20 protein-coding genes and 1 tRNA gene are annotated in these 23722 nt (G+C 68.5%); 12 read left to right on the top strand and 9 right to left on the bottom strand.

Going from position 1 to position 23722, the window contains the following annotated elements; all coding sequences use genetic code 11:
• Position 1 precedes the first annotated feature (1 nt).
• From OC534_RS16195 to OC534_RS16185, 3 genes are all read right to left on the bottom strand, one after another.
• The gene (locus tag OC534_RS16195; RefSeq protein WP_262072172.1) at positions 2-1132 is read right to left on the bottom strand and encodes a slipin family protein; all 1131 of its coding nucleotides are present in this window, start codon (positions 1130-1132) and stop codon (positions 2-4) included.
• Between the two features lie 317 nt (positions 1133-1449).
• Positions 1450-1521 (bottom strand) — tRNA-Arg (locus OC534_RS16190).
• Between the two features lie 723 nt (positions 1522-2244).
• The gene (locus tag OC534_RS16185) at positions 2245-3201 is read right to left on the bottom strand and encodes an aldo/keto reductase (protein WP_017354756.1); all 957 of its coding nucleotides are present in this window, start codon (positions 3199-3201) and stop codon (positions 2245-2247) included.
• 175 nt (positions 3202-3376) lie between these two features.
• Between OC534_RS16185 and OC534_RS16180 the strand changes: the two genes are divergently transcribed.
• Together OC534_RS16180 and OC534_RS16175 are read left to right on the top strand one after the other, a co-directional pair.
• Complete coding sequence (locus tag OC534_RS16180) at positions 3377-4237, top strand: class I SAM-dependent methyltransferase (protein WP_017354755.1); 861 nt, start codon at positions 3377-3379, stop codon at positions 4235-4237.
• Positions 4238-4311: 74 nt separating this feature from the next.
• Positions 4312-4851, top strand: coding sequence for a pseudouridine synthase (locus tag OC534_RS16175; RefSeq protein ID WP_153165098.1), 540 nt, complete (start codon positions 4312-4314; stop codon positions 4849-4851).
• A 78-nt stretch (positions 4852-4929) separates the two neighbouring features.
• Here the strand turns inward: OC534_RS16175 and OC534_RS16170 are convergent, their stop codons facing one another.
• On the bottom strand, positions 4930-5319 hold the full coding sequence (locus OC534_RS16170) for a hypothetical protein (protein WP_017354753.1): 390 nt from the start codon (positions 5317-5319) through the stop codon (positions 4930-4932).
• A gap of 174 nt (positions 5320-5493) precedes the next feature.
• Positions 5494-7998, bottom strand: a complete 2505-nt coding sequence (gene hrpB / locus OC534_RS16165; RefSeq protein ID WP_262072171.1) for an ATP-dependent helicase HrpB — start codon at positions 7996-7998, stop codon at positions 5494-5496.
• 91 nt (positions 7999-8089) lie between these two features.
• On the opposite strand from hrpB, the gene OC534_RS16160 reads away from it, so the two are divergent.
• Together OC534_RS16160 and OC534_RS16155 are read left to right on the top strand one after the other, a co-directional pair.
• Positions 8090-9124, top strand: a complete 1035-nt coding sequence (locus OC534_RS16160) for a hypothetical protein (RefSeq protein ID WP_262072170.1) — start codon at positions 8090-8092, stop codon at positions 9122-9124.
• Positions 9125-9284: 160 nt separating this feature from the next.
• Positions 9285-10100 carry a TatD family hydrolase gene (locus tag OC534_RS16155; protein WP_262072169.1) on the top strand — a complete coding sequence of 272 codons (816 nt, stop codon included), beginning with the start codon at positions 9285-9287 and terminating at the stop codon, positions 10098-10100.
• A 17-nt stretch (positions 10101-10117) separates the two neighbouring features.
• On the opposite strand, the gene OC534_RS16150 is transcribed toward OC534_RS16155, so the two are convergent.
• From OC534_RS16150 to OC534_RS16135, 4 genes are read right to left on the bottom strand one after another with little or no spacing between them, the layout of a single operon-like run.
• Positions 10118-11005: an NAD-dependent epimerase/dehydratase family protein gene (locus OC534_RS16150; RefSeq protein ID WP_262072168.1), complete on the bottom strand. Its 888-nt coding sequence runs from the start codon at positions 11003-11005 to the stop codon at positions 10118-10120.
• A gap of 2 nt (positions 11006-11007) precedes the next feature.
• Positions 11008-11952 (bottom strand): 2-dehydropantoate 2-reductase, encoded by a 945-nt coding sequence (panE, locus tag OC534_RS16145; protein ID WP_262072167.1) that lies wholly within the window; start codon positions 11950-11952, stop codon positions 11008-11010.
• A 43-nt stretch (positions 11953-11995) separates the two neighbouring features.
• Positions 11996-12796, bottom strand: coding sequence for an ABC transporter permease (locus tag OC534_RS16140; RefSeq protein WP_017355682.1), 801 nt, complete (start codon positions 12794-12796; stop codon positions 11996-11998).
• On the bottom strand, positions 12793-13752 hold the full coding sequence (locus tag OC534_RS16135; protein ID WP_017355683.1) for an ABC transporter ATP-binding protein: 960 nt from the start codon (positions 13750-13752) through the stop codon (positions 12793-12795). Before OC534_RS16135 ends, OC534_RS16140 begins: the two co-directional genes overlap by 4 nt.
• Positions 13753-13853: 101 nt before the next feature.
• Between OC534_RS16135 and OC534_RS16130 the strand changes: the two genes are divergently transcribed.
• The 8 genes from OC534_RS16130 to OC534_RS16095 form a co-directional block, all read left to right on the top strand.
• Positions 13854-14603 carry a ferredoxin--NADP reductase gene (locus OC534_RS16130; protein WP_017355684.1) on the top strand — a complete coding sequence of 250 codons (750 nt, stop codon included), beginning with the start codon at positions 13854-13856 and terminating at the stop codon, positions 14601-14603.
• A gap of 59 nt (positions 14604-14662) precedes the next feature.
• Complete coding sequence (locus OC534_RS16125; RefSeq protein WP_136006046.1) at positions 14663-15868, top strand: GGDEF domain-containing protein; 1206 nt, start codon at positions 14663-14665, stop codon at positions 15866-15868.
• A gap of 67 nt (positions 15869-15935) precedes the next feature.
• Positions 15936-17456: an alpha/beta hydrolase gene (locus OC534_RS16120; protein WP_136006044.1), complete on the top strand. Its 1521-nt coding sequence runs from the start codon at positions 15936-15938 to the stop codon at positions 17454-17456.
• Positions 17453-18199 carry an ATP-binding cassette domain-containing protein gene (locus tag OC534_RS16115; RefSeq protein WP_136006043.1) on the top strand — a complete coding sequence of 249 codons (747 nt, stop codon included), beginning with the start codon at positions 17453-17455 and terminating at the stop codon, positions 18197-18199. The genes OC534_RS16120 and OC534_RS16115 overlap by 4 nt, the downstream gene beginning before the upstream one ends.
• Complete coding sequence (locus OC534_RS16110; RefSeq protein WP_017357116.1) at positions 18196-19380, top strand: ABC transporter permease; 1185 nt, start codon at positions 18196-18198, stop codon at positions 19378-19380. Before OC534_RS16115 ends, OC534_RS16110 begins: the two co-directional genes overlap by 4 nt.
• A gap of 247 nt (positions 19381-19627) precedes the next feature.
• Positions 19628-20473, top strand: a complete 846-nt coding sequence (locus OC534_RS16105; protein WP_166473568.1) for a DUF4123 domain-containing protein — start codon at positions 19628-19630, stop codon at positions 20471-20473.
• On the top strand, positions 20470-23184 hold the full coding sequence (locus tag OC534_RS16100) for a T6SS effector BTH_I2691 family protein (RefSeq protein WP_262072166.1): 2715 nt from the start codon (positions 20470-20472) through the stop codon (positions 23182-23184). The genes OC534_RS16105 and OC534_RS16100 overlap by 4 nt, the downstream gene beginning before the upstream one ends.
• 1 nt (position 23185) lies before the next feature.
• Positions 23186-23722: DUF6708 domain-containing protein (locus OC534_RS16095; protein ID WP_316044092.1), on the top strand; the 537-nt coding region annotated here is incomplete at its 3' end.

Below are 23722 nucleotides of genomic sequence, written 5' to 3'. Positions count from 1 at the left end.
ATCATTCCTTTGGCTTCATCGTCACCAGCTGCTTCAGCACGCCATCCAGGCCGCCGAACACGGTGAGCTTGTCGATCTTGGCGGTGACCTTTTCCAGCGCCTCCAGCTCCTTGAGCCGCATCAGTACCGGGCTGTCCTCGATCAGCCTGGCGGTGTTGAGCAGCGAACGGGTGGCGTTGGCCTCCTCGCGTCGGCGTACCACATTGGCCTGCGCTTCCTTCTCGGCCTGCACCACGGCATTGAAGATCTCGCGCATGTCGCCGGGCAGGATCACGTCCTTGACGCCGACGCCGAGCACGTCGGTGCCCAGGCCCGCCACCTGCGCACGCACGCGCACCAGGATGTCGGCGTCCAGTGCGGCCTTGTCGGCCAGCAGCTCGTCCAGCGAACGCGCCGATACAGCCTGGCGCAATGCGAACTGCAGCTCGCGATAGACCTGCTCGCCTACCTTGGCTACCCCGGTCCGTGCGGCCACCGGGTCGACCACACGCGTGCTGGCCGACAGGTTCACGCGCAGCGAGACCTTGTCGCGCGTCAGCAGCTCCTGGCCGCCCACCTCGACGGCCTGCAGGCGCAGATCCACTACATCCACCACCACGCTGCTCTGCAGGTTCCAGAACGACACGGGGCCGGGGCCCAGCGTACGCGCCAGCTGGCCATCGATGAACACCAGCGCGGCGTGCTGCTCCGGCACATGGGTAGTCACCGTGTAACGCGACAGCAGGCCGATCTGGCGCAGCCGCAGCACGATGTCCGCCGGCACCACCGGTACCGTCTCCAGCGCCACGGTCTCCACCCGTACCGGGACCAGCCCACGCCAGTAAAGCTGGCGTGCGTCCGGCGGCAACACGTCGCACAGGCGCTCCTGGGCGTACACCAGGCCGATTTCGCGCGGGCCGACGTCGGCCAGCACGAACGACTGCTGCAGATCCGCGTCGTGACGGGCCATCAGCAGGTCGGCATCGGTACCGGCGTAGCGCGGCGTGCGGATGTCGTGCAGCACGACCTCACGCTCGCCGCGCGGATCGAACCAGCGGTGGGTACCGGGGCCGAGCACGGCCTCGAACTGACGGTTGCGATACACCAGGCCGCGCTCGCTTTCGCCGATCACGACCTTCCTGGTCCAGAACATGGGCATTCTCCTGTGGGCTCTGGTGGTGGCATCCGGTGCGGTGACCGCCCGCCACCCGGATACCGGCCACGACGCGCGGGGTGCCCCGTGGGGCGGAAGAAGGTGGGAGCCCCGCGACGCCGGCGACGCGGCGCCAGGGCGCTGTCGGCGTCGTGCCGCGACGCACGCCACCACGGTTGGCATGGCGGAGCGTCGGGTCGTTGCGCGTCCAGGGCGCTGGCCCGGCGGCGGAAGCGTTGCCCGGCCGCGGCAACGCGATGCAATGCGGTGCCTTGACAGGGCGGGGGATCCCGAGTGGGCCTGCGCCCGATTGCAAGGGTCTGGAGCGGGATTCGAACCCGCAACACGCAGGGCGAACCTGCGGCTCTACCGATGAGCCATCCAATGACATGCCGGAATCGAACCGACCTGCGCGGCCTTCGCCGCTGCCCGCACCAGCAGGCCGATGTCGCACCGGTGTCGATCATCCCGGCATACGCCACGACACGGTCGCGCGCACCAGGCAGGCGAAAGCCTGCACCGTTGAGATAATCGAACAAACCGATGCATCAATATCGGACAAGCCGATATCAATATGTCATGCACATAATCACCCGTCGCCCGTGCCCCACACCAGGGCACAGCGCTCTCGCGCCTCTCGGCAACACGTCCGTGTGGTCAGGCAGTCCTTGCCCGGGTGTGGACGATGGGGGAATACGGCATGGTGATCCTGTGTTGAAGCGATGCCAACGCAAACGAAAACGCCCCCGGATGCAGCATCCGAGGGCGTTGGCATGCCTCGGAGATCGGGGACCGATCTCCGTGCAGGAAGATCAGTCGATGGCCAGCGTCAGTGCCTTGCCCGCGACATCGCACGGACGCAGCGCGTGGGTCGCGCTTGGCAGTCGGTCGGCGATGGCGGGGAAACAACGGTGCATGACGGGCTCGGTTGAAGGGATGGGATGCCGCACGCTGCGGCGATGGGCGCGAACATTACCGGGGTTTGAATCTGCGCGCAAGCGGTTATTGAACCTGTTTTATTAACCCGGAGATTCACGGGTACTGCGGGCGCGTGTCGGAAAAAGAAACAGCCGCCTCGCGGCGGCTGTCTGGTCACGGCACCACGGCGCGCTTCAGTCCTCGGCGCTGGCCGCGTCGAGCTGCGCGATATCCTGCGCGGATAGCGTCACCTGTGCGGCTGCCAGCACGTCCTTGAGTTGTTCGACGCTGGTGGCACTGACGATCGGCGCGGTGATGCCCGGCCGTGCGATCAGCCATGCAAGCGCCACCTGCGATGGGCTGGCACCGTGCGTGCCGGCGATGTCGTCCAGCGCGGTGAGAATGCGCAGGCCACGCGGATTGAGGTACCTGTCGACCACGCTGCGGCCGCGTGCGCTGCTCTTTGCCGCATCGTCGGCACGCCGGTACTTGCCGCTGAGAAAGCCACTGGCCAGCGAGTAATAGCTGATCACGCCGATCTGCTGCTCGCGGACCAGCGGTTCCAGCTCGGCTTCATAGCCGCCCCGGTCATACAGGTTGTACTCCGGCTGCAGCGTTTCATAGCGCGGCAACGCGTAGTCGGCCGACACGGCCAGCGCATCGCGCAGCCGCGACGCGCTGTAGTTGGAGGCGCCGATGGCGCGCACCTTGCCCTGGTCGATCAGCCGGCCGAACGCGGCCAGGGTGGTCTCCAGCGGCGTGGATTGGTCGTCTTCGTGTGCCTGGTAGAGATCGATCACATCGGTCTGCAGCCGACGGAGCGAATCCTCCACCGCCGCGGCGATGTTGTCCGCGGACAGGCCCGGCCGCTCGGCCCACTTGGCCACCTTGGTGGCCAGCACCACCTGATCGCGTTTGCCGCTGCGCTTGAACCAACGGCCGAGGATGGATTCCGATTCGCCACCGGCATTGCCCGGCACCCACGCCGAGTAAGCGTCGGCGGTATCAACCAGATTGAAGCCGGCATCGACGAAAGCGTCCAGCAGATCGAATGAGGTCTTCTCGTCGGCGCTCCAGCCGAACACGTTGCCGCCGAAGGCGATGGGGTGGACGGAGAGGCCGGAGCGGCCGAGTTCCCGCGGTGCAGTCATGGGCGATGTCATCCTTCTGAAAGCCAGAGCGACAGGATAAGTCGATGCCGATGACCGCGTTGCGGCAGCAGGCACAAAACAGTGTTCCGTCGTGCTGCATCGCACTAACGTTTTGTGAACACCTGGGGCGCCGTGGCTGCTAGTCTCGCCGCAACCCGCCGCCAGGAAACCGCCGATGAAAACCCGTTCGCTGACCACTGCCTGCCTGTTCACCCTGTCCGCGCTGCTGCTGTCCGCACCGGCGCTGGCAACCAAGCCAGCCGGCCCCAATGCGCAGATCGCGATCACCCCCGCCGTGCAGACCGCCGTGCAGGGAAGCTGGCGCGACCCGGCCAACGTCAAGCGCGATCCGTGGCGCCATCCGGCGCAGACGCTGTCGTTCTTCGGCGTGGCACCGGGCAAGACCGTCATCGAGATCACCCCGGGGGGCGGCTGGTACTCGGAGATCCTGGCCCCGCTGCTGCGCGACAACGGCACTTACGTGGCGGCGGTGGTCGATCCGATGGCGGTCGCCGAAGGCCGCGGCCGCGATTACCAGCAGCGCAGCCGTGATGGCCTGGAAAAGAAGTTTGCCGCCAACGCCGCGCTGTACGGCAAGACCCGCGTGGTGGCCTACGATCCGACCGCGCCGCAGTTCGGCGCGCCCGATTCGGCCGATGTGGTGCTCACCTTCCGCAATGTGCACAACTGGCGCAGTGCGAACCAGGCCGAAGGCATGTTCAAGGGCTTCTACAGCGTGCTCAAGCCCGGTGGAGTGCTGGGCGTGGTTGAACACCGCGCCACGGCCGATGTGCCGGCCGATGACAAGAGCGGCTACGTCGGGCAGAAGCAGGTGATCGCGATGGCCGAGGCCGCCGGCTTCACGCTGGCCGGCAGCAGCGAGATCAATGCCAACCCGCGCGACACCAAGGACCATCCCAACGGGGTGTGGACGCTGCCCCCGTCCAACAACCATGAGGCCGCCGACGATGCGAAGTATCAGGCCATCGGGGAGAGCGACCGCATGACCCTGCGTTTCGTCAAACCCGCCAGGTAACGGGCCGGGCCGGCCGCGCGTCGCACGGCCCCGGGGGATGGGACAATGTTCCGTCCCCCGTTGTCGTCTCCGCCATGCTGATCGCCTTCAACAAACCGTTCAACGTCCTGTGCCAGTTCACCGACCGCAGCCAGCCGCCGCGCGCGACGCTGGCCGGATTCGGGCTGCCGCCGGACGTGTATGCCGCCGGTCGCCTGGACTACGACAGCGAAGGCCTCCTGCTGCTCACCGACGATGGCGGTCTGGCGCATGCCCTCACCGATCCGCGCCACAAGGCGGACAAAACCTACTGGGTGCAGGTCGAAGGCACCGCCACCGATGCGCAGCTGCAGGCGCTGCGCGCGGGCGTGCAGCTCAACGACGGGCCCACCTTGCCGGCCGGCGTGGAACGCCTGGAACCACCGCCGTCGCTGTGGCCCCGCACACCGCCGGTACGGTTCCGCAAAACGGTGCCCGATGCGTGGCTGGCGATCACCCTGCGCGAAGGGCGGAACCGCCAGGTGCGGCGGATGACTGCTGCGGTGGGTCTGCCCACGCTGCGGCTGGTACGGGTGGCGATGGGCGCACACGCGCTGGACGGCCTGCAACCCGGGCAGTGGCGGCGGATCGATTGACATCCGCTGGGCGAGGATCCAGAAAAAAACCGCCGGCAATGCCGGCGGTTTCCATGTCACGCAGATGCCGCAGCGCGATCAGGCATCGCTGCCGATATCGCTGTGCTCGTCGACCACGGTGTCGTTGCGGCGGTTGCGTGCGCTGATGCGCTGCGCCTGGCCGTCGACCACGCCGCCGTTGGCGAGCTTCTTCTTCTGCTGCTTGCGGTACAGCGCGTAGCCCAGCAGGCCGACACCGACGGCGGCGGCGGCGATGGTCACGGCCGGATTGCGGCGCACCACCTTCGCGGCCACCCTGCTACCGGTCTTGACCGCGCCCAGTGCGGCGCCGGTCTTGATCCAGTCGGTGGCCTGCGGACCGAAGTGGCGCAGGTTGGTACCGGCATGTTTGAGGCCGTCGCCGGCACTGCTTGCCAGGTCCAGGGCGCGCTCGAGGGCGCGGTCGGTAATCACGGTCAATCTGCTCATGGGGGGTCCTTTGCCTCGGTTCCTGTCCAGTGTCGCGCGTGGGCCGTGTAGGGCGTGTTATCCGCTCCGCACAACCGGATCACGACTGTAGCGGCTTGCGTGCGGCGATGTCGCCGCACCCGGAGCGCCGGTCAGCCGGCAGCCATGAATGCGCACGGCGCGTTACGCCCGGCGTCACGTGCCGCGCGGTTTGGCCCGATGCGTCGCGGTGGCCGTCCACGGGTCGTCCGGCCACGGATGCCTGGGGTAGCGCCCTTTCATCTCCTTCTTCACCTCTGCGTAGGTAGTGGCCCAGAAGTTGCGCAGGTCCTGGGTCACCTGCAGCGGCCGGCCACCGGGCGACAGCAGGTGCAGGGTCAGTGCGACGCGGTTGTCGGCAATCCGCGGCGTGTCGGCCAGGCCGAACAGCTCCTGCAGTTTCACCGCCAGCACCGGTGCCTGTGGGGTGCTGCCGTCGGCGTCGACGGCGTAGTGGATCGCGCGCTCCATGCCCGATGGCACGGACATGCGCACCGGCGCGTGGCGATCAACCAGCTGGCGCTGGGCCCACGGCAGTGCCGACTTCAGGGCTTCGCCGAGGGCGGCTTCGTCCAGCGCGTCCAGCCGGGTCCGGCCCGCGAAGGCGGGCGTCAGCCAGCGCGGCAACGTAGCCATCAGGGCGGCGTCGGACACGTCGGGCAGCTCCAGCGCCGGCATCCAGCTGCGCAGGCCCAGCACGCGTGCCTGCCACTGGCGCAGGCCGTCGGTCCACGGCAACGCCGCCAGGCCGAGTTCGGCCACCGCCTCGGTCAGGGCCTGCGCGGCCAGCGCCGGATCCACGCGGCCGGCTGAACGGCTGTCGAGCACGATGCGGTCGAAGCGGGTTTCGCGGCGGGCCACCAGTGCCCGCTTCTCGGCGTCCCAGCGCACCACGTCTTCCTGCCTGAACCGCTCGGGGAAGTCCCGGCGCAGGCGGTTCTCATCGACCGGCGCAGCACGCAGCAGCAGCGCGTCGCGCGCTTCGTAGCGCAGTTCGACCGCTACCAGCCACGGTTCGCCGCGCAGGTCGCTGGGATCGAACAGGCGGGCACTGCGGCCGTTGGCGAGCAGGTAGCGCAGCGGATCGGTGGGGTGACGCGCCGCGATGCGGTCGGGGAATGCATGCGCCAGCAGATCGCCGAGGCGGTGTGCCTCGACCGAGGTGGGGGGCGATGTGTCGCAGCGCAGCCGCCGCCGCCATTGCTTGCTGGCCGCGTCGATGGCGGCCAGCGCGCCGCGGTTGGCGTCGTGCGGTGCGCGCCCCTGGCGGAAGGCAGCCAGCGCACGCCAGCGTGCGGCCAGTGCATCGCCGCCCTGGCGCAGCGGGTCGCGCGCTTCCACCAGCGCGGCCAGGTCGCAGGCCAGTGCCTGCTCCTCGCCGTTGCCAGCGGCCAACAGCATGGCTGCCAGGCGCGGATGCGTGCCCAGCGCCAGCATGCGCCGGCCGGGCGCGGTGAGTGCGCCGCTGTCGCTGATCGCGCCCAGCCGCTGCAGCAGCTCGCGCGCGGCGGCCAGCGCGCCGACCGGCGGTGTATCGACGAAGCGAAGGTCGTCGCTGCCCCATGCCGCCAGCTCCAGCGCCAGTGAAGCCAGCTCGACCTGGGCGATCTCCGGTCGCCGCTGCGCGTCCAATCGCTGCGACTGCGGCCACAGCCGCCAGGCCCACCCCTCCGCCACACGTCCGGCGCGGCCGGCGCGCTGATCGGCCGACGCCTGCGCGATGCTGACCACGTCCAGCCGCGCGAAGCCGCTGTTGGGGTCGTAGCGCGGTTCGCGCGCCAGACCGGCGTCGATCACCACGCGCACGCCGGGGAGGGTCACCGACGATTCGGCCACATTGGTCGCCAGCACCACGCGGCGTTGACCGTGCGGATCGGGCTGCAGCACGCGGCTCTGCTGTTCCACCGGCAGCTCGCCGTGCAGGGGCAGCACCTGGATATCGGCGGGCAGCACCTGTTCGAGCGCGGCCTGGGTGCGTGCGATTTCGCGTTGGCCGGGCAGGAACACCAGCACGTCGCCCGGGTGGGTGGCCAGCGCCTGTTCCACCGCGCGCCGGGCCTGCGCCTCCAGGGCCTCGTCGCGGCGGGCGGGGAAATGGCTGATCGCCACCGGGTAGCTGCGTCCCTCGCTGCTCAGGCGCGGCGCGTCGAGGAACTGTGCCAGCCGCTCGCCATCCAGCGTGGCCGACATCACGACGATGCGCAGGTCCTCACGCAGCTGCGCCTGCACATCCAGCGCCAGGGCCAGACCGAGGTCGGCGGCGAGGTGGCGCTCATGAAACTCGTCGAACAGCACCGCGCCCACCCCCTCCAGCATCGGATCGTCCTGCAGCATGCGGGTCAGGATGCCTTCGGTGACCACCTCCACCCGGGTGCGTGCGGACACCTTGTTCTCGAACCGGATGCGGTAGCCCACCGTTCCACCGACCTCTTCGCCGCGCTGGCGCGCCATGAACTGCGCGGCACTGCGCGCGGCCACCCGGCGCGGCTCGAGCATGATGATCTTCCGGCCCTGCAGCCACGGCGCGTCCAGCAGCGCCAGCGGCACCTGGGTGGTCTTGCCCGCGCCGGGCGGCGCTTCCAGCACCAGGCGCGTGCGCGCCTCCAGTTCGTTCAGGACCTGCGGCAGCAGTGCGGTAATCGGGAAAATCGGGGTGCTCATCGGCGTAGGATACGGCGTCCGCAACGCTGCGCATTGCCAGCGCGCGGCCGGCGTGGTTCCCTGTGCCGCCCTGGAACCACGGTAGATCTGGATGTCTGGTGCTGCGCGCGTGCTGTGGGTGCTGGTCTGGTGTGCAGCCGCATCGTTCACGACGATGGCCTCGGAACCGGTGGATGCCGGCGCTCCGCTGGACGCGCCGTATGATGGCAATCACTGGGCCATGCTGGTGCGTGCCCAGATCCAGGCGCGCTATCTGCCGGCGGGGTTGAGCGATGACGCCGCGATCCGGCGCGCGGTGGCCGACGGCACGCTGCGCGAGGCGGTGTATCCCAGCGTGCAGCTGGGCGACGACGTCGCCTACATCATGACCAACGCGCTGACAGGCAGCACCCTGGACCGCCGCAGGAATCTCCTGGCCTTGTGCCGGCAGGCCGATGGATTCCAGTTGCTGCTCGATGACGCCGACCGCTGCGGAAACGACAGCGCTCGCCACCTGCGTTTCGTGCAGGACGCAACTGGTGGGATGGTGTGCATGGCCTGCGCCTCGCTTGGCCTGCCAACGCACTGGGAGCGCCATGACCGGCCCGCGCGCTGTCCGCTGCCGGAATGGGACCGGGCCGCCGCGCAGCGCCAGTTCGACGTCTGGCAGCAGCGCTTCGCGCAGGACATGCAGCCCTACCTGAGCGCAGCCAGTGACGCCCTCTGGCAGGCGCAGGTGGATGCGGGCCGGTCCGTGGACGCCACGGTAGTGCCGGCATCGCGCGCCAGTGCCGCGCTGATGGCGATGAGCACCGCGCCCGAGGCATTTGCCGACGCCCTGGACGTGCCCGGTGAGCGGCGCCGCGATCTTCTGGCCCATCTGCTGACCCTGCTGCGCACGGCGAAGGTCAGCGGGCGCGGTGGCCTCTATCCCGAACCGGAGCCCGTGCTGGAAGCCATCTGCGCGCAGGTGTGGTATCTGCAGCTGCCGGGTACGGCTGGCCCGACGTCGACGCCTGGCAACGACCGCTTCGTTCGCGGTGCCGCGCCCTTCATCACGGTGCAGCCGCATGGCGGCCAGGTGCGGCTGGCGGGGCTGTCGCGCGAATTGGCGGAGATTCTGCTGGCACCCGCGCCGGCCGACTGAGCGCGCACCGCCGAGCCACTCTGTGCCGCCATGCGCTGCTGTGCCTGCCGTGCCTATCGTCTAGCCTTCCCGCCCACGGGGAGCGCCACGACCTGGTGCAGACGTGAGCGCGCCGGGCAAGCCGCTACAATGACGGGGTTTCCCGTCCCGCAGCAGCCCCATGCACCTGATCGATATCGGCGCCAACCTCACCCACGACTCCTTCGACCGCGACCGCGACGCCGTGCTGGCGCGCGCCCGCGAGGCCGGGGTGGTGCAGATGGTGATCACCGGTGCCAGCCGCGAGCACTCGCCGATGGCGCTGGAACTGGCACGCCAGCATCCCGGCGTCCTGTATGCCACCGCGGGCGTACACCCGCACCACGCGGTGGAGTACACCGACGAATGCGATGCGGAGATGCGCGCGCTGCATGCGCATGCCGAGGTGGTGGCGGTGGGCGAGTGCGGCCTGGATTACTTCCGTGACTTCGCCCCGCGCCCGGCCCAGCACCGTGCCTTCGAGCGCCAGTTGCAGTTGGCTGCCGACGTGGTCGCTGCCGATGGGGCGCGCAAGCCGCTGTTTCTGCACCAGCGCGATGCGCACATCGATTTCATGGCGCAGATGAAGAACTTCGACGGCCGACTGGGCGCGGCGGTGGTGCACTGCTTTACCGGCGAGCGCCAGGAACTGTTCGACTACCTGGACCAGGACTGGTACATCGGCATCACCGGCTGGTTGTGCGATGAACGTCGTGGCGGCCACCTGCGCGAGCTGGTGAAGCACATCCCGGCCAACCGCCTGATGATCGAAACCGACGCGCCGTACCTGCTGCCGCGCTCGCTCAAGCCGATGCCCAAGGACCGTCGCAACGAGCCGATGTTCCTGTCGCACATTGTCGAAGAGCTGGCGCGTGATCGGGGCGAAGCGGTAGAGACCACGGCCGCCCATGCGACGGCGGCCACGCGCGCGTTCTTCCGGTTGCCTGACGTGGCCTGAGGCGCAATGGCCGTGAGCTACCGGTGGCCGTCGCCGCTTGCCCAGGCGTCGGCCAGACCCTCGCGGTAGGTCGCGAAGCGGGGGCGCCACTGAAGGGCCGCGCGTGTGCCGCGGCTGTCGATGCGTTTATTGCTGGCATAGAAGCGTCGCAGCGAGGCGGGGATGGCCGGGTCATCCCAGGCCTGCGCGGCGGGCAGCGCCAGGCCACTCAGCAGCGCGGCATGCGCGAGCACGTCCTGCGGCGGGGCCGGTGCATCGTCGGCGGGCAGATACAGCGCGTGGCCATGCGGCCGCTGCATCGCCGCCAGCACCGCACCGGCCAGATCCTCCACATGCAGCCGGTTGAATACCAGCCCGGGCCGTACCACGTGCCGCGCCTTGCCCTGTGCCAGCTGCACCAGTGCGTTGCGCCCACGGCCGTACAGGGCGGGCAGGCGGAACACCGCCGAGGTGATGCCGCGTGCCTGTGCGAACGCGCGCCACTGCTGCTCGGCGCGCAATCGCCGGACGGCGGTGTCGTTGTCCGCATCGGCACAGGTGTGTTCGTCAACCCAGTCCCCGTCGCGGTCGGCGTAGACCGCCGTCGAGGACAGGTAGCCCACCCAGCGCAGCGCGGGACTGTCGTGCAGTGCATCGGCGAGCACGCGCAGCGCCGGGTCGCCCGCATCCGCCGGCGGCACACTGCATACGATCGCGTCCGCGCGCCGGATTGCCGCGTGCAGCGCCTCATCGACCGGGACACCGTCGGCCAGCCGATACCGCGTCAGCCCGTCATCGGGGGCCGTGCCGGGGTCGCGCACGGTGCCGCTGCAGGCGATGCCCTTGGCCTGCAGCAGGGCGGCCAGGTGCCGCCCGCTGTAGCCCATGCCCAGCACCAGCACGCGCGCCGGCCCGGCGGTGTACATGCTCAGGCGTCGCGCAGGCGCTGGTAGGCCTGCAGGTGCGCGTACGCCACCGCCAGCAGCGGTGCCGACTGCCCGGCGGCGCGCGCGCGGGCGAGCATGTCGCCCACGATCTGCCCGGCCTCCACCTGCTGGCCGGCCTCCAGATCACGCAGCATCGAGGCCTTCAGCGTCGACCCGGCCTGGGTGATGGCCCCCAGCGCTGCGTCGCGGGCCTTGTCCGGGATCGGCTCTCCGGCCGCGTCGGCCACGGCCAGGCACTCGTCGTACATGCCGCGCACGATCGCGGCGCCATCATCGGTGGCCACGATCGTGCCGACATCGGCGCGCATCAGGCAGGTGGACGCCGCCAACGTGGTCAGGAACGTGTACTTGATCCACTGCTCCTGACCGATGGCATCACTGGCCACGTGATCCACGTTGGCCTGCACGCAGGCGGCCGCGAGGGCGAGCACGCGCGCGCTGCTGCCGGTGCCGTCGCGCTCGCCGAACGTGAGCTTGGCCGGGGGTGCCAGGTGCACGACCGCCCCATCGGCGGCCTTGGTCGCGCTGATGAAGCACAGTCCGCCCAGCACCGCATCGCGCCCGAAGCGGGCATCCAGCGCGGCGTAGTGGCGCAGTCCGTTGAGGATCGGCAGCACCGTGGTACGCGAGGACATCGCCGGTGCAATCGCCTCGATCGAACTGTCCAGGTCGTAGGCCTTGCAGCTGAGCAGCACCAGATCGAACGGCTGCGCCGCAGCCAGCGCGGGCAGCGCCTCGGCAGTGACGTGCCGCACCGGGAACGCCGCATCGCCGAGCGGGCTGCGGATCACCAGGCCGTCGCGGTCCAACTGCGCCGCGCGCGCCGGGCGCACCAAAAAGGTCACGTCCACCCCGGCCTGGGCCAGCCGGCCCCCGAAGTAACCGCCGGTACCACCGGCGCCCAACACCAGAATGCGCATCGTCACTGTTCCTTGTTCTTTTGGGGAGCCGGCCAGCGGCCGGCGCTACTCAACTGCGCATGCCGACGCCACGACGCAGCAGCCACAGCGCCAGGGCGGTCAGGACCACCACGAAGCCGATCATCAGCGCGTAGGCCACCCACAGCGGTACGTCGCTGGTGCCCAGCAGGCCATAGCGGAAGGCGTTGACCATGTAGAAGATCGGGTTGGCATGGGTGGCCGCCTCGGCCCACGTCGGCAGCAGCTTCACCGAGTAGAACACGCCGCCCAGGTAGGTCAGCGGGGTCAGGATGAAGGTCGGCACGATCGCCACGTCGTCGAACTTCTTGGCGTACACGGCATTGATGAAGCCGGCCAGCGAGAAGATCGTCGCACCCAGCAGCACGGTGGTCAGCGTCACCAGCGGATGCGGGATGCGCACCGGGGTGAAGAACATGGCGATGATCAGCACGATGATGCCGACCATCAGGCCGCGCAGGACCGCACCGGACACGTAGCCCCACAGGATCACCCAGTTCGGCATCGGGCTGACCAGCAGTTCTTCCACGTGGCGGCCGAACTTGGCACCGAAGAATGACGAGCTGATGTTGCCGTAGCTGTTCTGGATCACGCTCATCATCACCAGGCCCGGCACGATGAACTGCATGTAGCTGTAGCCGCCCATCTCGCCCACGCGCGAGCCGATCAGGCCGCCGAAGATCAGGAAGTACAGGGTCATGGTGATCGCCGGCGGCACCAGGGTCTGGCCCCAGATGCGCAGGATGCGCGCCACTTCGCGGCGCACGATGGTCATCAGCGCGATGCGGTTGCGCTGGCCGTCGGTCAGGACGGGCGTGGGGGTGCTGCTCATGCTGCGTTCTCCTGGTTGCCGGTGAGGCGCACGAACAGCTCCTCCAGGCGGTTGCTCTTGGTCCGCATCGAGCGCACCCGGATACCGGCGGCGTTCAACGCTTCAAACACCCGGTTCAGGTCCATTGCGCGCGGCATGTCCACGTCCAGCGTGTGGCCGTCGGTGGCGATCAGGGTGGCGCCCTCGATCACCGGAAGCTGCGCGGGCAGCGTGCCGTCGATATCGAACAGGAAGCCCTCCACGTCCAGCTTGGCGAGCAGCTCGCGCATCGGGCCCTGGGTGACGATCCGGCCGTGGTTGATGATGGCCAGGTTGCGGCACAGGTGCTCGGCTTCTTCCAGGTAGTGCGTGGTGAGGATGATGGTGGTGCCGGCGGCATTGATCTCCTTGAGCACACGCCACATGTCGCGGCGGATCTCGATGTCCACGCCGGCGGTCGGCTCATCCAGGATCAGCAGGCGCGGGCGCGTCATCATCGCGCGGGCGATCATCAGCCGGCGCTTCATGCCGCCGGACAGCGTACGGCTCATTACCTGCGCCTTCTCCCACAGGTGGGCGCGCTTGAGCTCTTCCTCGGCCATCTTCTCGGCCTCGGCACGGGCCACGCCGTAGAAACCGGCGTAGTTCACCAGGATGTCGAAGGGCTTCTCGAACAGGTTGAAGTTGATCTCCTGGGGAACCAGGCCGATCAGCCGCATGGTGGCGCTGCGCGCGCGCACCAGATCGCTGCCGAACACCTCGACCTGGCCTTCGCTGAGGTTCACCAGCGAGCTGATGATGCCGATCAGGGTCGATTTGCCGGCGCCGTTGGGGCCCAGCAGCGCGAAGAAGTCGCCCGGGGCGACGTCCAGCGAAACGCCTTTCAGCGCCTGGGTGCCGTTGTCGTACGTTTTGCGGAGGTCGCGCACCCGCAGGGCGGGGGCGGTCGGGGACGCGGGAGTGTTCTGGGAAGCCAAGCTCTTGCCTTCGCGCCCAGGGGCGGCGCTGGATAGGGGCGGGGAGCGGCTATTATAGAAGGCCCCGAGGGCTTGCCCCGGCTACACACTGTCCCGAACACGTGCCTGTTCAATTTCCTCTCAAATTGGTCGACCGGCGGATGCTGGCGCCCACCGTCGGCCACTACCAGTTCCTGCGTGATGACGGCCAGCCGCTGGATTTCCAGCCCGGCCAGTTCATCCAGGTCCACTTCGAGTACGCCGATGGCACCGCCACCAAGCGCAGCTATTCGCTGGCGACCATCCACGACCATGCCCTGGGCGCCGGCGATGCGGTCGACATCGCCGTCAGTTTCGTCCCCGGCGGGGCCGCCACGGCCCTCTTCGAGGGCCTGGACATCGGCGGCCATGTCACCGCCAGCGGTCCGTTCGGGCGGTTCTGCCTGATGCCGGGTGACCACAACGCCCGCTACCTCCTGATCGCCACCGGCACCGGGGTCACCCCGTACCGCTCGATGCTGCCCCTGCTGGCCACCGCCATGCGCGAGCGCGGCGTGGAGGTGGTGCTGCTGCAGGGCGCGCGGACCCCGACCGAGCTGCTCTACAGCGACGACTTCTACGCGTTTGCCGCCGCGCACCCCGGCTTCCGCTACGTGCCGTGCCTGTCGCGCGAGCTGCCGGAGCATCCGCACCCGGACGTCCGCCACGGCTATGTCCAGCAGCACCTGGCCGAGTTCGCGCCCAACCCGGCCACCGACATCGCCTACCTGTGCGGCAACCCGGACATGGTCGATGCCACTTTCGAGGCATTGAAGGAAGCCGGCCTGCCGACCCCGCAGGTACGCCGCGAGAAGTACGTCAGCAGCAAGTAACACCGGGTCCGAGCGGGTTCACGCTAAGATGCGCGCGCCGCTCTGGCGCGCGAGGCTGCATGTCCCTGGATTTCCCTACCGTCGCCATCATCGGGTACCTGCTGTGCGTGGGCATCGCGATCGGGTTTTCGCTGATGCTGGTGGTGCTGCGCGGCCAGCCGGTGCTGCGTCTGTGGACGCTGAGCCTGTGGCTGCTGGCCGTGAGCGTTACCTTGTTGGGGCTGCGCGCCCAACTGCCACAGGTGCCGGCGATCCTGCTCGGCAACGCGACCATCGCCGCTTCCGGCGTGCTGATGCTGTGCGGCGTGGCCCGCCATCTCGACTACCGGTTGCCGCTCTGGCAGCCGCTGGCCCTGGCCGCCCTGTTCATGGCCGGCATCGCCGTTTTCCTCATCCCGTTCCCCAGCCTGGCCATCCGGCTGGACGTGTTCAGCCTGTTCGCCGTGCTCCTCAACGGCTGGATGGCCTGGCTGCTGCTGCGCCGCGCGCCCGACGCCCAGCGCACCAGTTGCCGCCTGGCTGCGGCCGTGTTCGCCACCGAAGGAGCGGTGTATCTGGTCCGGCTGTTCCTGCCGGTGGCGCCCGACGCGGGCGAGGACATCCTGCGCACCGGCTCGCCGATGTTCCTGACCTACATCGCGGGCGTGATGCTGGAGTTGGCCCGCTGTTTCGCGCTGGTCCTGCTGCTGGTCGAGCGGATGCTGGTCGATCTGCGCCGGCTGGCGCGCACCGACGGGCTGACCGGTCTGCTCAACCGCAGCGCGGTGCTGGCCGATGGCAGCGCGCTGCAGGCGGCATGCCGGCAGCAGCAGCGGCCGCTGGCGTTGCTGCTGCTGGATGTGGACCACTTCAAACAGGTCAATGACCGCTGGGGCCATCTGGCCGGCGACCGGGTCCTGCGCAACGTCGCCGGTGTCCTGGCCACCGCCGTGGCAGACCGACCGCATCTGCTGGGACGTTACGGCGGCGAGGAGTTCGTGCTGCTGCTGCCCGATGCCACCCCCCAGCAGGCGCTGGCGTGGGCCAATCGCCTGCGCGACCGGCTGCAGGCGGCGCCCGCCTCGGTGGGCAGCACGGCAGTGCCGGTCACCGCCAGCATCGGGGTGGCGGCCGACCCCGGCCAGGGCGATCTGGCCGGGCTGCTGGCTGCCGCCGACGCCGCGCTCTACCAGGCCAAGGCCGAGGGCCGCGACCGGGCCGTTGGCGCCCGGGCCGACGGGGAGGCATGCCCTGTGGCCGTCGCCGCCGGCGCGGCGTCCGTGTAAGTTGGGTCACATCCGCCGCGCGGGTTCGTCGTGGTGGCATGACTTTCAACAAGGGGAAGCAAGGAAGATGTCCAGGAAACAGTTGAGGCTGGCCGGGGCGCTGGCCGTGGCCTTGTGCGCCGGCTGCAATGCGCCCGCACCGGAAAGCGCGTCGGGCGGCACCGGCGCCAGCCGTACTTACGGCACGCTGGCGTTCAAGCCCTGCACGCTGACCAGCGCGCAGGCCAGTGCCAATGTCGAAGCCCAGTGCGCGACGTTGCAGGTGCCGGAGAATCCGGCGGCACCGGACGGCCGCAGGATCGGCGTGCACATCGCCTGGCTGGAAGTGGCCAACCAGGGCGCCGGCAAGACCGATCCGGTGTTCTTCCTCGCCGGTGGCCCCGGCCAGGCCGCCACCGAAGTGGCCGCACCGATCAACCAGGCCCTGCGCGAGGTACGCAAGCAGCGTGACATCTTCCTGATCGACCAGCGCGGCACGGGCAAGTCCAACCCGCTGACGTGCCTGGGCGCGGACGGCAAGGAGCTGCCGCTGGACGAAACGGCAGCGCCCACGCCGGCCCTGATCGCCGACTACGCGCAGCGCTGTGCCGCATCACTGAAGGACCGTGCCGACACGCGCTTCTACACCACCACTGAGGCCATCGGCGATCTCGACGCCGTGCGCGCCGCGCTGGGCGTGGACAAGGTCAACCTGGTCGGTGGTTCCTACGGCACCCGCGTCGCGCAGCATTACGCCGCGCGCTACCCGCAGCACACCCGCACCGTGGTGATCGACGGCGTGGCGCCCAACGACCTGGTGGTCGGCGGGGACTTCGCCAATACCTTCGAAGATGCCATCGCGCTGCAGTCGGCCCAGTGCCGCAAGGACGCTGCCTGCGCCAGGCGTTTCCCGGTGGATACCCGGACCCAGCTGCGCAACGTGATGACCACCCTCGCCAAGGCGCCGGTCGAGGTGGAGTACCGCGATCCGGGCACTGCCGAGGTCAAGACCGACGTGCTGACCGCCGACACCGTCACCGGCCTGGCTTTCGCCTTCTCGTACATGCCCGAGCTGTCATCGCTGCTGCCGGTGGTGCTGGACGAGGCGGGGCATGGCCGCTACGCGCCGCTGATGTCGCTCAGCCGGCTGGCCGGGCGCAGCCTCGGCGTGCAGATGAACCGCGGCATGCAGTGGTCGGTGATCTGTGCCGAAGACGCCGACCGCTACCAGGAACCGGCGGCTGCCGATCGCCTGCTGGGCCCGGAGGTGTCGCGGATGTTCTTCGCGGCCTGCCCGGTGTGGAACGTGGGCACCCGCCCGAAGGACTTCACAGCGCCGTTCGCCTCGTCGCTGCCGGTGCTGCTGCTGTCGGGCCAGTTCGATCCGGTCACGCCGCCGCGCTACGCCGAGCAGGTGCTCAAGCAACTGCCCAACGGCCGTCACCTGCTCGCCAAGGGCCAGGGCCACGGCACCATCAACGCCGGCTGCATGCCACGCCTGCTCGGCCAGTTCGTGGACAGCGCCGATGCCAAGGCACTCGACGCCAGCTGCCTGGACACCCTGAGCCCGGTGCCGGCCTTCACCTCGTTCAACGGATGGGAACCATGATCGTCGCCGACAATCTGCACAAAGCCTTCAAGACCAAGACCGGGCTGATCAAGGCCGTCGAGAACGTCGGTTTCCACGCCGCGGATGGCCGCATTACCGGCCTGCTCGGCCCCAACGGCGCCGGCAAGACCACCACCATGCGCATGCTGTACACGCTGATGACGCCGGACCAGGGCCGGGTGATGGTCGATGGCATCGATGCGGCCAAGGACCCGGTGGCCGTGCGCCGCCAGCTGGGTGTGCTGCCCGATGCGCGCGGTGTCTACAAGCGTCTGACCGCCCGCGAGAACATCGCCTACTTCGGCCAGCTGCACGGCATGAGTGCCGCGCAGATCCGCGACCGCACCAGGGTGCTGTCGCAGGCGCTGGACATGGAAGACATCCTGGACCGTCAGACCGACGGTTTCTCGCAGGGCCAGCGCACCAAGACCGCCATCGCACGCGCGCTGGTACACGACCCCCGCAACGTCATCCTCGACGAACCCACCAACGGGCTGGATGTGATGACCACCCGGGCACTGCGCGGATTCCTGCGCGGCCTGCGCGAAGAGGGCCGCTGCGTGATCTTCTCCAGCCACATCATGCAGGAGGTGGCCGCGCTCTGCGATCACATTGTGATCATCGCCAAGGGGACGGTCATGGCGGCCGGCAGCGCCGATGAGCTGCGCGCACAGACCGGGGAAACCAACCTGGAAGATGCCTTCGTCAAGGCGATCGGTTCGGAAGAGGGGTTGCACGCATGAGTTCGTTTGCTACGTTGTGGATCGTGATGCGCAAGGAACTGCGCGACCTCTCGCGCGACCGTCGCACGCTTGCGCTGACCCTGCTGCTGGGACCGCTGCTGTACCCGCTGCTGTTCCTGGGCATGGGCAAACTGGCCGAAAGCCGGGTCAAATCGCAGATCGACAAACCGCTGGAGATCGCCACGATCGGTGCCGAACATGCCCCGAATCTGGTGCGATTCCTGGCGTCCCAGGGACTCAACACGGTGGCCGCACCGGACGACCTCACCACCGCCATCCGCGACCAGAAGATCGACGTCGCCCTGCGCATCTCGCCCGGATTCGCCAAGGACTGGCAGGAAGGCCGCCCGGCGCTGGTGGAGATCGTCAAGGACAGCACGCGTCGCAGTGCCGACATTCCCAGCTCGCGGCTGGAAGCCGCATTGGGCGGGTACAGCCAGCAGGTGGGCGCGTTGCGTCTGCTTGCCCGTGGTATCGATGCCCAGGTCGCACGACCGCTGGACATCGCCACCCAGGACATGGCCACAGCCGAAGCCAAGCGTGGTCTCCTGCTGTCGGTGCTGCTGCCGCTGCTGCTGATCATCACGTCATTCCTGGGCGGTGCCTACCTGGTGATGGACACCACCGCCGGTGAGCGCGAGCGGCAGTCGCTGGAGCCGTTGCTGGCCACGCCGGCATCGCGCAGCGCCATCGTCAGCGGCAAGATCACCGCCGCCTGCGCGGTGGGCATGGCCTCGCTGCTGCTCACGCTGCTCGCGTTCAAGCTCAGCGCGCAACTGTCCACCACCGGGCCCGGGCGCCAGCTCAACATGGGCTTTCTGCCGATGGTGCAGATGCTGCTGATCATGACGCCGATGCTGTTCATCGGCACCTCGCTGCTGACCTTCCTCTCGGCAGCGGCCAAGAGCATGAAGGAAGCGCAGAGCCACATGACCTGGCTGATGCTGCTGCCGATGCTGCCCAGCTATGCGTTGATGGTGTACCCGCTGAAGAGCGAGCTGTGGCAGTTCGCCGTGCCGTTCCTGGCGCAGAACCAGATGCTGCTCAAGATCATCCGCCAGGAAAGCATCAGTGCGCAGATGTGGGGCGTGTACCTGGCGGCCGGATTTGGCCTGGCGGCTGTGCTCTGGTTTGCGGCCGTGCGCCGCTACCACCAGGAGCGGTTGGCGATTTCGGGCTGACCGTGAAGGGCGCGGTGCGATGGCGGCAACGCCATCGCACCGCCCGCAATCATGTTCTGTACGTGCCGGTCGGCCCACAGCGGTGGTCCGGTTACGCTTGCAATAGGCGGCGTCGATTTGAGTCGCGCACTTGTCTCAATATCGCAATGATTGAAGTGTGACGTCCTCGAGCGGATGTCGGTTCTGGCTCTATTCTCCCGGACGTGCCGTTCCTAGCCTTGGAGGACGCCATCGACATCGCTCTTTCATGGACCTGGATTCTCCCGCCGCAGCTCCCATCGCGCTGTGGCACCGCGTGTTCCTCGCGCAGACCCACGCGCTGATCGATCCACGCCACGTCGCACCGTCCGAGTTCGCCGACCTTCCCACCCACGTACTTCAGCCGGAACGGCTGGCAGGTCGTGTGCGCCATCCGCCGCTGCTGGTCACGCTGGAGGCGCTCGCGCGGGACCGTCGGCTGCAACTGCTCGATCAGGCTGACGCGCATCTGCGCGAGTACGGCCGCCCGCTGTTCTGCGCGCTGCTGACCTGCGACGACGCTCCCGCCGTGCGTAGTCACCTGCAGCGCGTGATGCGGCTCGTGCAACCCGGCGTCGGGCCGGGATGGCTGCGCCTGCACGATCCCGGCGTGTTCCGCCACCTGCGCTGGTTGCTGACGCCGGCACAGATGGCCTGCGTCATGGGGCCGGTGGCAACGTGGCTCTGGCACGAGCCGGTGAGCGTCACCTGGCGCGCACATGCGCGACCGGCGGTGCCGCCCACGCCACGCGTGCTGCTGCAACCGGGCCAGTGGCAGGATCTGGCCGAGGTGGGCGTGCTCAACCGCTGCCTGCGTGATCTGGCCGACGCTGGCGAAGGCGCGGGGGAGGGCGCGCTGCGTGCGCTCCTGGATGGCATCCAGGAGGCGCGCGCGGCGGGCCTGGGCGACCCGGCCGACCTGCGGCGGTATGCCTGCCAGCGTCTGCGCCACGGCAGCGGCTTCCAGCAGCGCCCGGAGGTGAGCAGGCGTCTGGCCCACGTCCGGGGGCGGGGCATGTCCTATGTCATGGCGTGCCAGCACGAACGTCGCGCCACCGTCGGGACGGCCGCATGACCGACCCGGTGAACGACCCCGCCTACTGCCCGAACTGCATCACTTTCGGCTTTCCCATCCTGCTGGCGCGCTACGCGGTGGCACGCGCCGATCAGGAGGTCCGCCGGCCCGCACCAGCCCTGGTGGCGCCGTTCGGGGCCGGTGTGCAGGAGATCGCGTTGCCGGACGGTGACGCGCACTACACGCTGCGTCTGCTGCGCAGCGGCTACGTCTATGCCTACAACGAAGCACGCGACGAATGGCTGGCGTGGCAGGTCAACGAGCACGGTGACCTGTCCGCGTTCGACATCCGCGACGCTCACCCGCCGCCGCAGAGCGATGACGCCCCGGCGCGCTGCTCGCGGCATGGCAGCACGTTGTTCGCCAAGTGCATCGTTGTCCCGGATGCCGCCTTCGGCGCTGCGCTGTGGCTGGCGTTCAGCACCGCACCGTGGACGCCACGGGTGTGGCGGCGGCACCGGGATGCGACCTATCGGGCCCGCACCATGCGACGTATCGATGTCGGCCAGTGGGCGGCGTCGACCGCGGCCCAGCCGCACGTGGCTGCCCTGTACCAGACACTGGACCAGGTGGCCGAGTTCCACGCCGCGGTGGCCGACCGGCCGGTCCCGCACACGCCGGACCTGACCAACCTGCCGACCGTCACCGTGCTGCCCGGCGTCCAGGCATTTGAGCACAGCCTGTGCCAGCCCATTCACTACGGGCGCGCGCAGATCGATCTGCTGAGCGCGCAGGCTCGTCTGGCGGCGCGCCAGGTGACCCCCGGGCATCCGCTGGCCGTGGCCCCCGCGCTGGTGGCGCTGGACGACCCGGTCGGCATCATCGCCGACCTCAATCAGCTCGCCATCGCCCGGATACTGGAATGGGAGAACGAGCCCGAGCGGCAGGAAAAGCGCCAGTCGGCCGCCGCGATCTCCGCGCTGCAGGCGGCGATCCGCCAGGGCGCGCTCGAAGATGAAGCGCACCGGCGCGGTCGCAACGCGCGGCTGGGCAGGGGCGTGGTAACCGTACTGGGCGGCAGCACCGCGTCGGATCAGCTGGCCCGACCCCTGCCTGCCTGGACCGACGACGTGTTCGCGGTCCAGGACGAGGCGGAGGTTGTCGCGCTTGGCCAGGCATCGTGGAAGAAGTACGGCAGGCACCTTCGCGACGACGACGGACACGCGCGGTGGCTCACGCAGACCTACGCCTTGGAGCAGCAGAGGTTCTACGAACAGAACATCGCGGCACTCGATGACGCCTACATCGCCTGGCTGTCGGCCACGCCCTTCAGACTCCATATGACGGGCCATTTCGACAGCGCCAACACCACCAGTGGCGTCCTCTACCAGGAAGTGGTGACCACGCTGCTGCGGGATGCGACTGCGCGCGGCAAGGTCTTCCGGTACGTGCTGGACTGCCTCACCCACGGCGATCCGCTCGACCCCGACGCGATCGTGCTGCGCGCCCAGATGTGGAATCAGGACGCCTTGATCGCGGTGTGGAAGGACACCTTGGCCAGTACCTCCACCGCACCGGGCGCGCGCGACTGGCTGGTGGCCGCCAATGGAGTGTCCAACGCCCTCAAGAGCCTGCTGGACGCCGAAACGGCCGCCAAGCTCGGCGGCATGTTCCAAGGCATGGCCCGGCTGGTGGAGCAGATCTCCGGCCCGATATCGCGCATCATCGGCACCGAGATCGGCAGCATGATCGCCCATGATGTCGGCAAGCTACCCGCCCGCTGGCAGGTGGGGCTGCTCACGGCGCTGGCACAGGCGGCTTCGCCCGGGACCGAGCTGGTCGATCTGGTCGGGCACACCACGCCCAAACGGGCCCGCAAGGCGCTGGCGATGCAACTGGCGGCGCGCGCCGGTCTGAACAGTGCGCAGCAGGCCGCGGCGGCAGCGGCCGAAGTGATTGAGACCACCGACGTCGATATCCGCGATGGCAGGTTCCGGTTTGGCATGGTCGCGCTGGTGGACGCCGATCAGCTGACGCTGTTCAAGGCGCTCAACGCCAAGGCCGTCATCACCGGCCCGGGGCGCCAGGCCGAGCTGATGCGCACCCTGACCGTGCTGGACCTGCACGACGCGATGCGCGCCAGCCTGTCCAACCTGGGCAGCACCTCGCTCGGTTACGGCATGGCCGGCCTGGTGCTGGCGTCGGCCAGCCTGGGGCAGCTCCACAAACAGTTGGCCACCGCCTCGGCCGGCACGCGCGGGCTGCTCGCGGCCAACTTCAGCGCGGGTGTGGCGGCGCTGCTGGGTGATGCAGCGATGGTCATGGGCGAGGTCGGCACCAAGCTGCCGTGGTTCTCGCAGAAGCTGGCCGAGCCGATGGGCCGGTGGATGTTCAGGGCCGACACGAAGGCGGCAGTGGTGAAGGCGAGTGGGCGTTGGTTGAGTGGGGTGGGGGGCGTTGTGTTGGGTGGGCTGACCATTTATGAAGGCTACAAAGACTACGGGCTCAGCAACCTTTACGGCACAGGGATGATGTTAGGGGGCGTAATGACGGGGGCCGCTGCTTATCTGATGTGGATTGGGTTCACTGGTCCACTTGCCATCATCCTGCTGATACTGGCTGCCGTTGTCACAGTCGTTGTCGCATGGCTAAAGCCGGATGAAGTTGAACGCTGGTTGGACAAGACTATTCATTTCGGGAAGAACGCATCAGGCGTGTTTGGATCCTTGGATGCTCAGATCGAGTCGATGAATCGGCTTAGGCTGGCATGACGTGTTGACTGGCTGGTATCCCGCTTTCAAGTATCGCCGTGCATTGAGTCCGGAGGAGCTGCAGTGCGAGTTGCCTCAGATCGAGACGGGCACTCTCACACCAGATGACTCCCTAGGCCTGGTTCGATTCAACTCAACGTTCATGGAGTTTGTCGACAGGACGTTCAAAATCAAGGGAATGGCGGCGACTTTGTGCGCCATGGTGGTCTCGTCCATAAACATCTTTGGACTATCCGCCCTTGTGGTCAAAGCCCACGGGATGTCTGGCGGATTGATGCAAGAGGCGATTCCCGTGGGCATCGTTGCTTTGGCTGTGTTCGGTGCGCAGGCGCTCATCTGGACAGTTCACTTGCGGTGCGATGTTTTCCAGTACACCCACTACCCGGTTCGCTTCAACCGCGTCACCCGCAGGATCTATTTCTTCCGTCACAACGGTCCCGATGGCGTGGTCGTCGTACCCTGGGGCTCGCCGTACGCGTTCTTCCACATCGGTCGTGGCGGCCAGGACCCCAGCCTGCGGGATCTGCGCTGCCATCTG

Source organism: Stenotrophomonas sp. Marseille-Q5258 (assembly GCF_946900935.1).
In the GTDB taxonomy this organism is placed as follows: domain Bacteria; phylum Pseudomonadota; class Gammaproteobacteria; order Xanthomonadales; family Xanthomonadaceae; genus Stenotrophomonas; species Stenotrophomonas nematodicola.
Note: the sequence above shows the minus strand (reverse complement) of the source record. Positions and strands in the feature narration are given on the sequence as shown.

Excerpts from the sequence above, each read along its gene's own strand:
- OC534_RS16195 (WP_262072172.1), bottom strand. The coding sequence starts at position 1,132 with ATGTTCTGGACCAGGAAGGTCGTGATCGGCGAAAGCGAGCGCGGCCTG.
- OC534_RS16185 (WP_017354756.1), bottom strand. The coding sequence starts at position 3,201 with ATGACTGCACCGCGGGAACTCGGCCGCTCCGGCCTCTCCGTCCACCCC.
- OC534_RS16180 (WP_017354755.1), top strand. The coding sequence starts at position 3,377 with ATGAAAACCCGTTCGCTGACCACTGCCTGCCTGTTCACCCTGTCCGCG.
- OC534_RS16175 (WP_153165098.1), top strand. The coding sequence starts at position 4,312 with ATGCTGATCGCCTTCAACAAACCGTTCAACGTCCTGTGCCAGTTCACC.
- OC534_RS16170 (WP_017354753.1), bottom strand. The coding sequence starts at position 5,319 with ATGAGCAGATTGACCGTGATTACCGACCGCGCCCTCGAGCGCGCCCTG.
- hrpB (WP_262072171.1), bottom strand. The coding sequence starts at position 7,998 with ATGAGCACCCCGATTTTCCCGATTACCGCACTGCTGCCGCAGGTCCTG.
- OC534_RS16160 (WP_262072170.1), top strand. The coding sequence starts at position 8,090 with ATGTCTGGTGCTGCGCGCGTGCTGTGGGTGCTGGTCTGGTGTGCAGCC.
- OC534_RS16155 (WP_262072169.1), top strand. The coding sequence starts at position 9,285 with ATGCACCTGATCGATATCGGCGCCAACCTCACCCACGACTCCTTCGAC.
- OC534_RS16150 (WP_262072168.1), bottom strand. The coding sequence starts at position 11,005 with ATGTACACCGCCGGGCCGGCGCGCGTGCTGGTGCTGGGCATGGGCTAC.
- OC534_RS16140 (WP_017355682.1), bottom strand. The coding sequence starts at position 12,796 with ATGAGCAGCACCCCCACGCCCGTCCTGACCGACGGCCAGCGCAACCGC.
- OC534_RS16125 (WP_136006046.1), top strand. The coding sequence starts at position 14,663 with ATGTCCCTGGATTTCCCTACCGTCGCCATCATCGGGTACCTGCTGTGC.
- OC534_RS16120 (WP_136006044.1), top strand. The coding sequence starts at position 15,936 with ATGTCCAGGAAACAGTTGAGGCTGGCCGGGGCGCTGGCCGTGGCCTTG.
- OC534_RS16115 (WP_136006043.1), top strand. The coding sequence starts at position 17,453 with ATGATCGTCGCCGACAATCTGCACAAAGCCTTCAAGACCAAGACCGGG.
- OC534_RS16110 (WP_017357116.1), top strand. The coding sequence starts at position 18,196 with ATGAGTTCGTTTGCTACGTTGTGGATCGTGATGCGCAAGGAACTGCGC.
- OC534_RS16105 (WP_166473568.1), top strand. The coding sequence starts at position 19,628 with ATGGACCTGGATTCTCCCGCCGCAGCTCCCATCGCGCTGTGGCACCGC.
- OC534_RS16100 (WP_262072166.1), top strand. The coding sequence starts at position 20,470 with ATGACCGACCCGGTGAACGACCCCGCCTACTGCCCGAACTGCATCACT.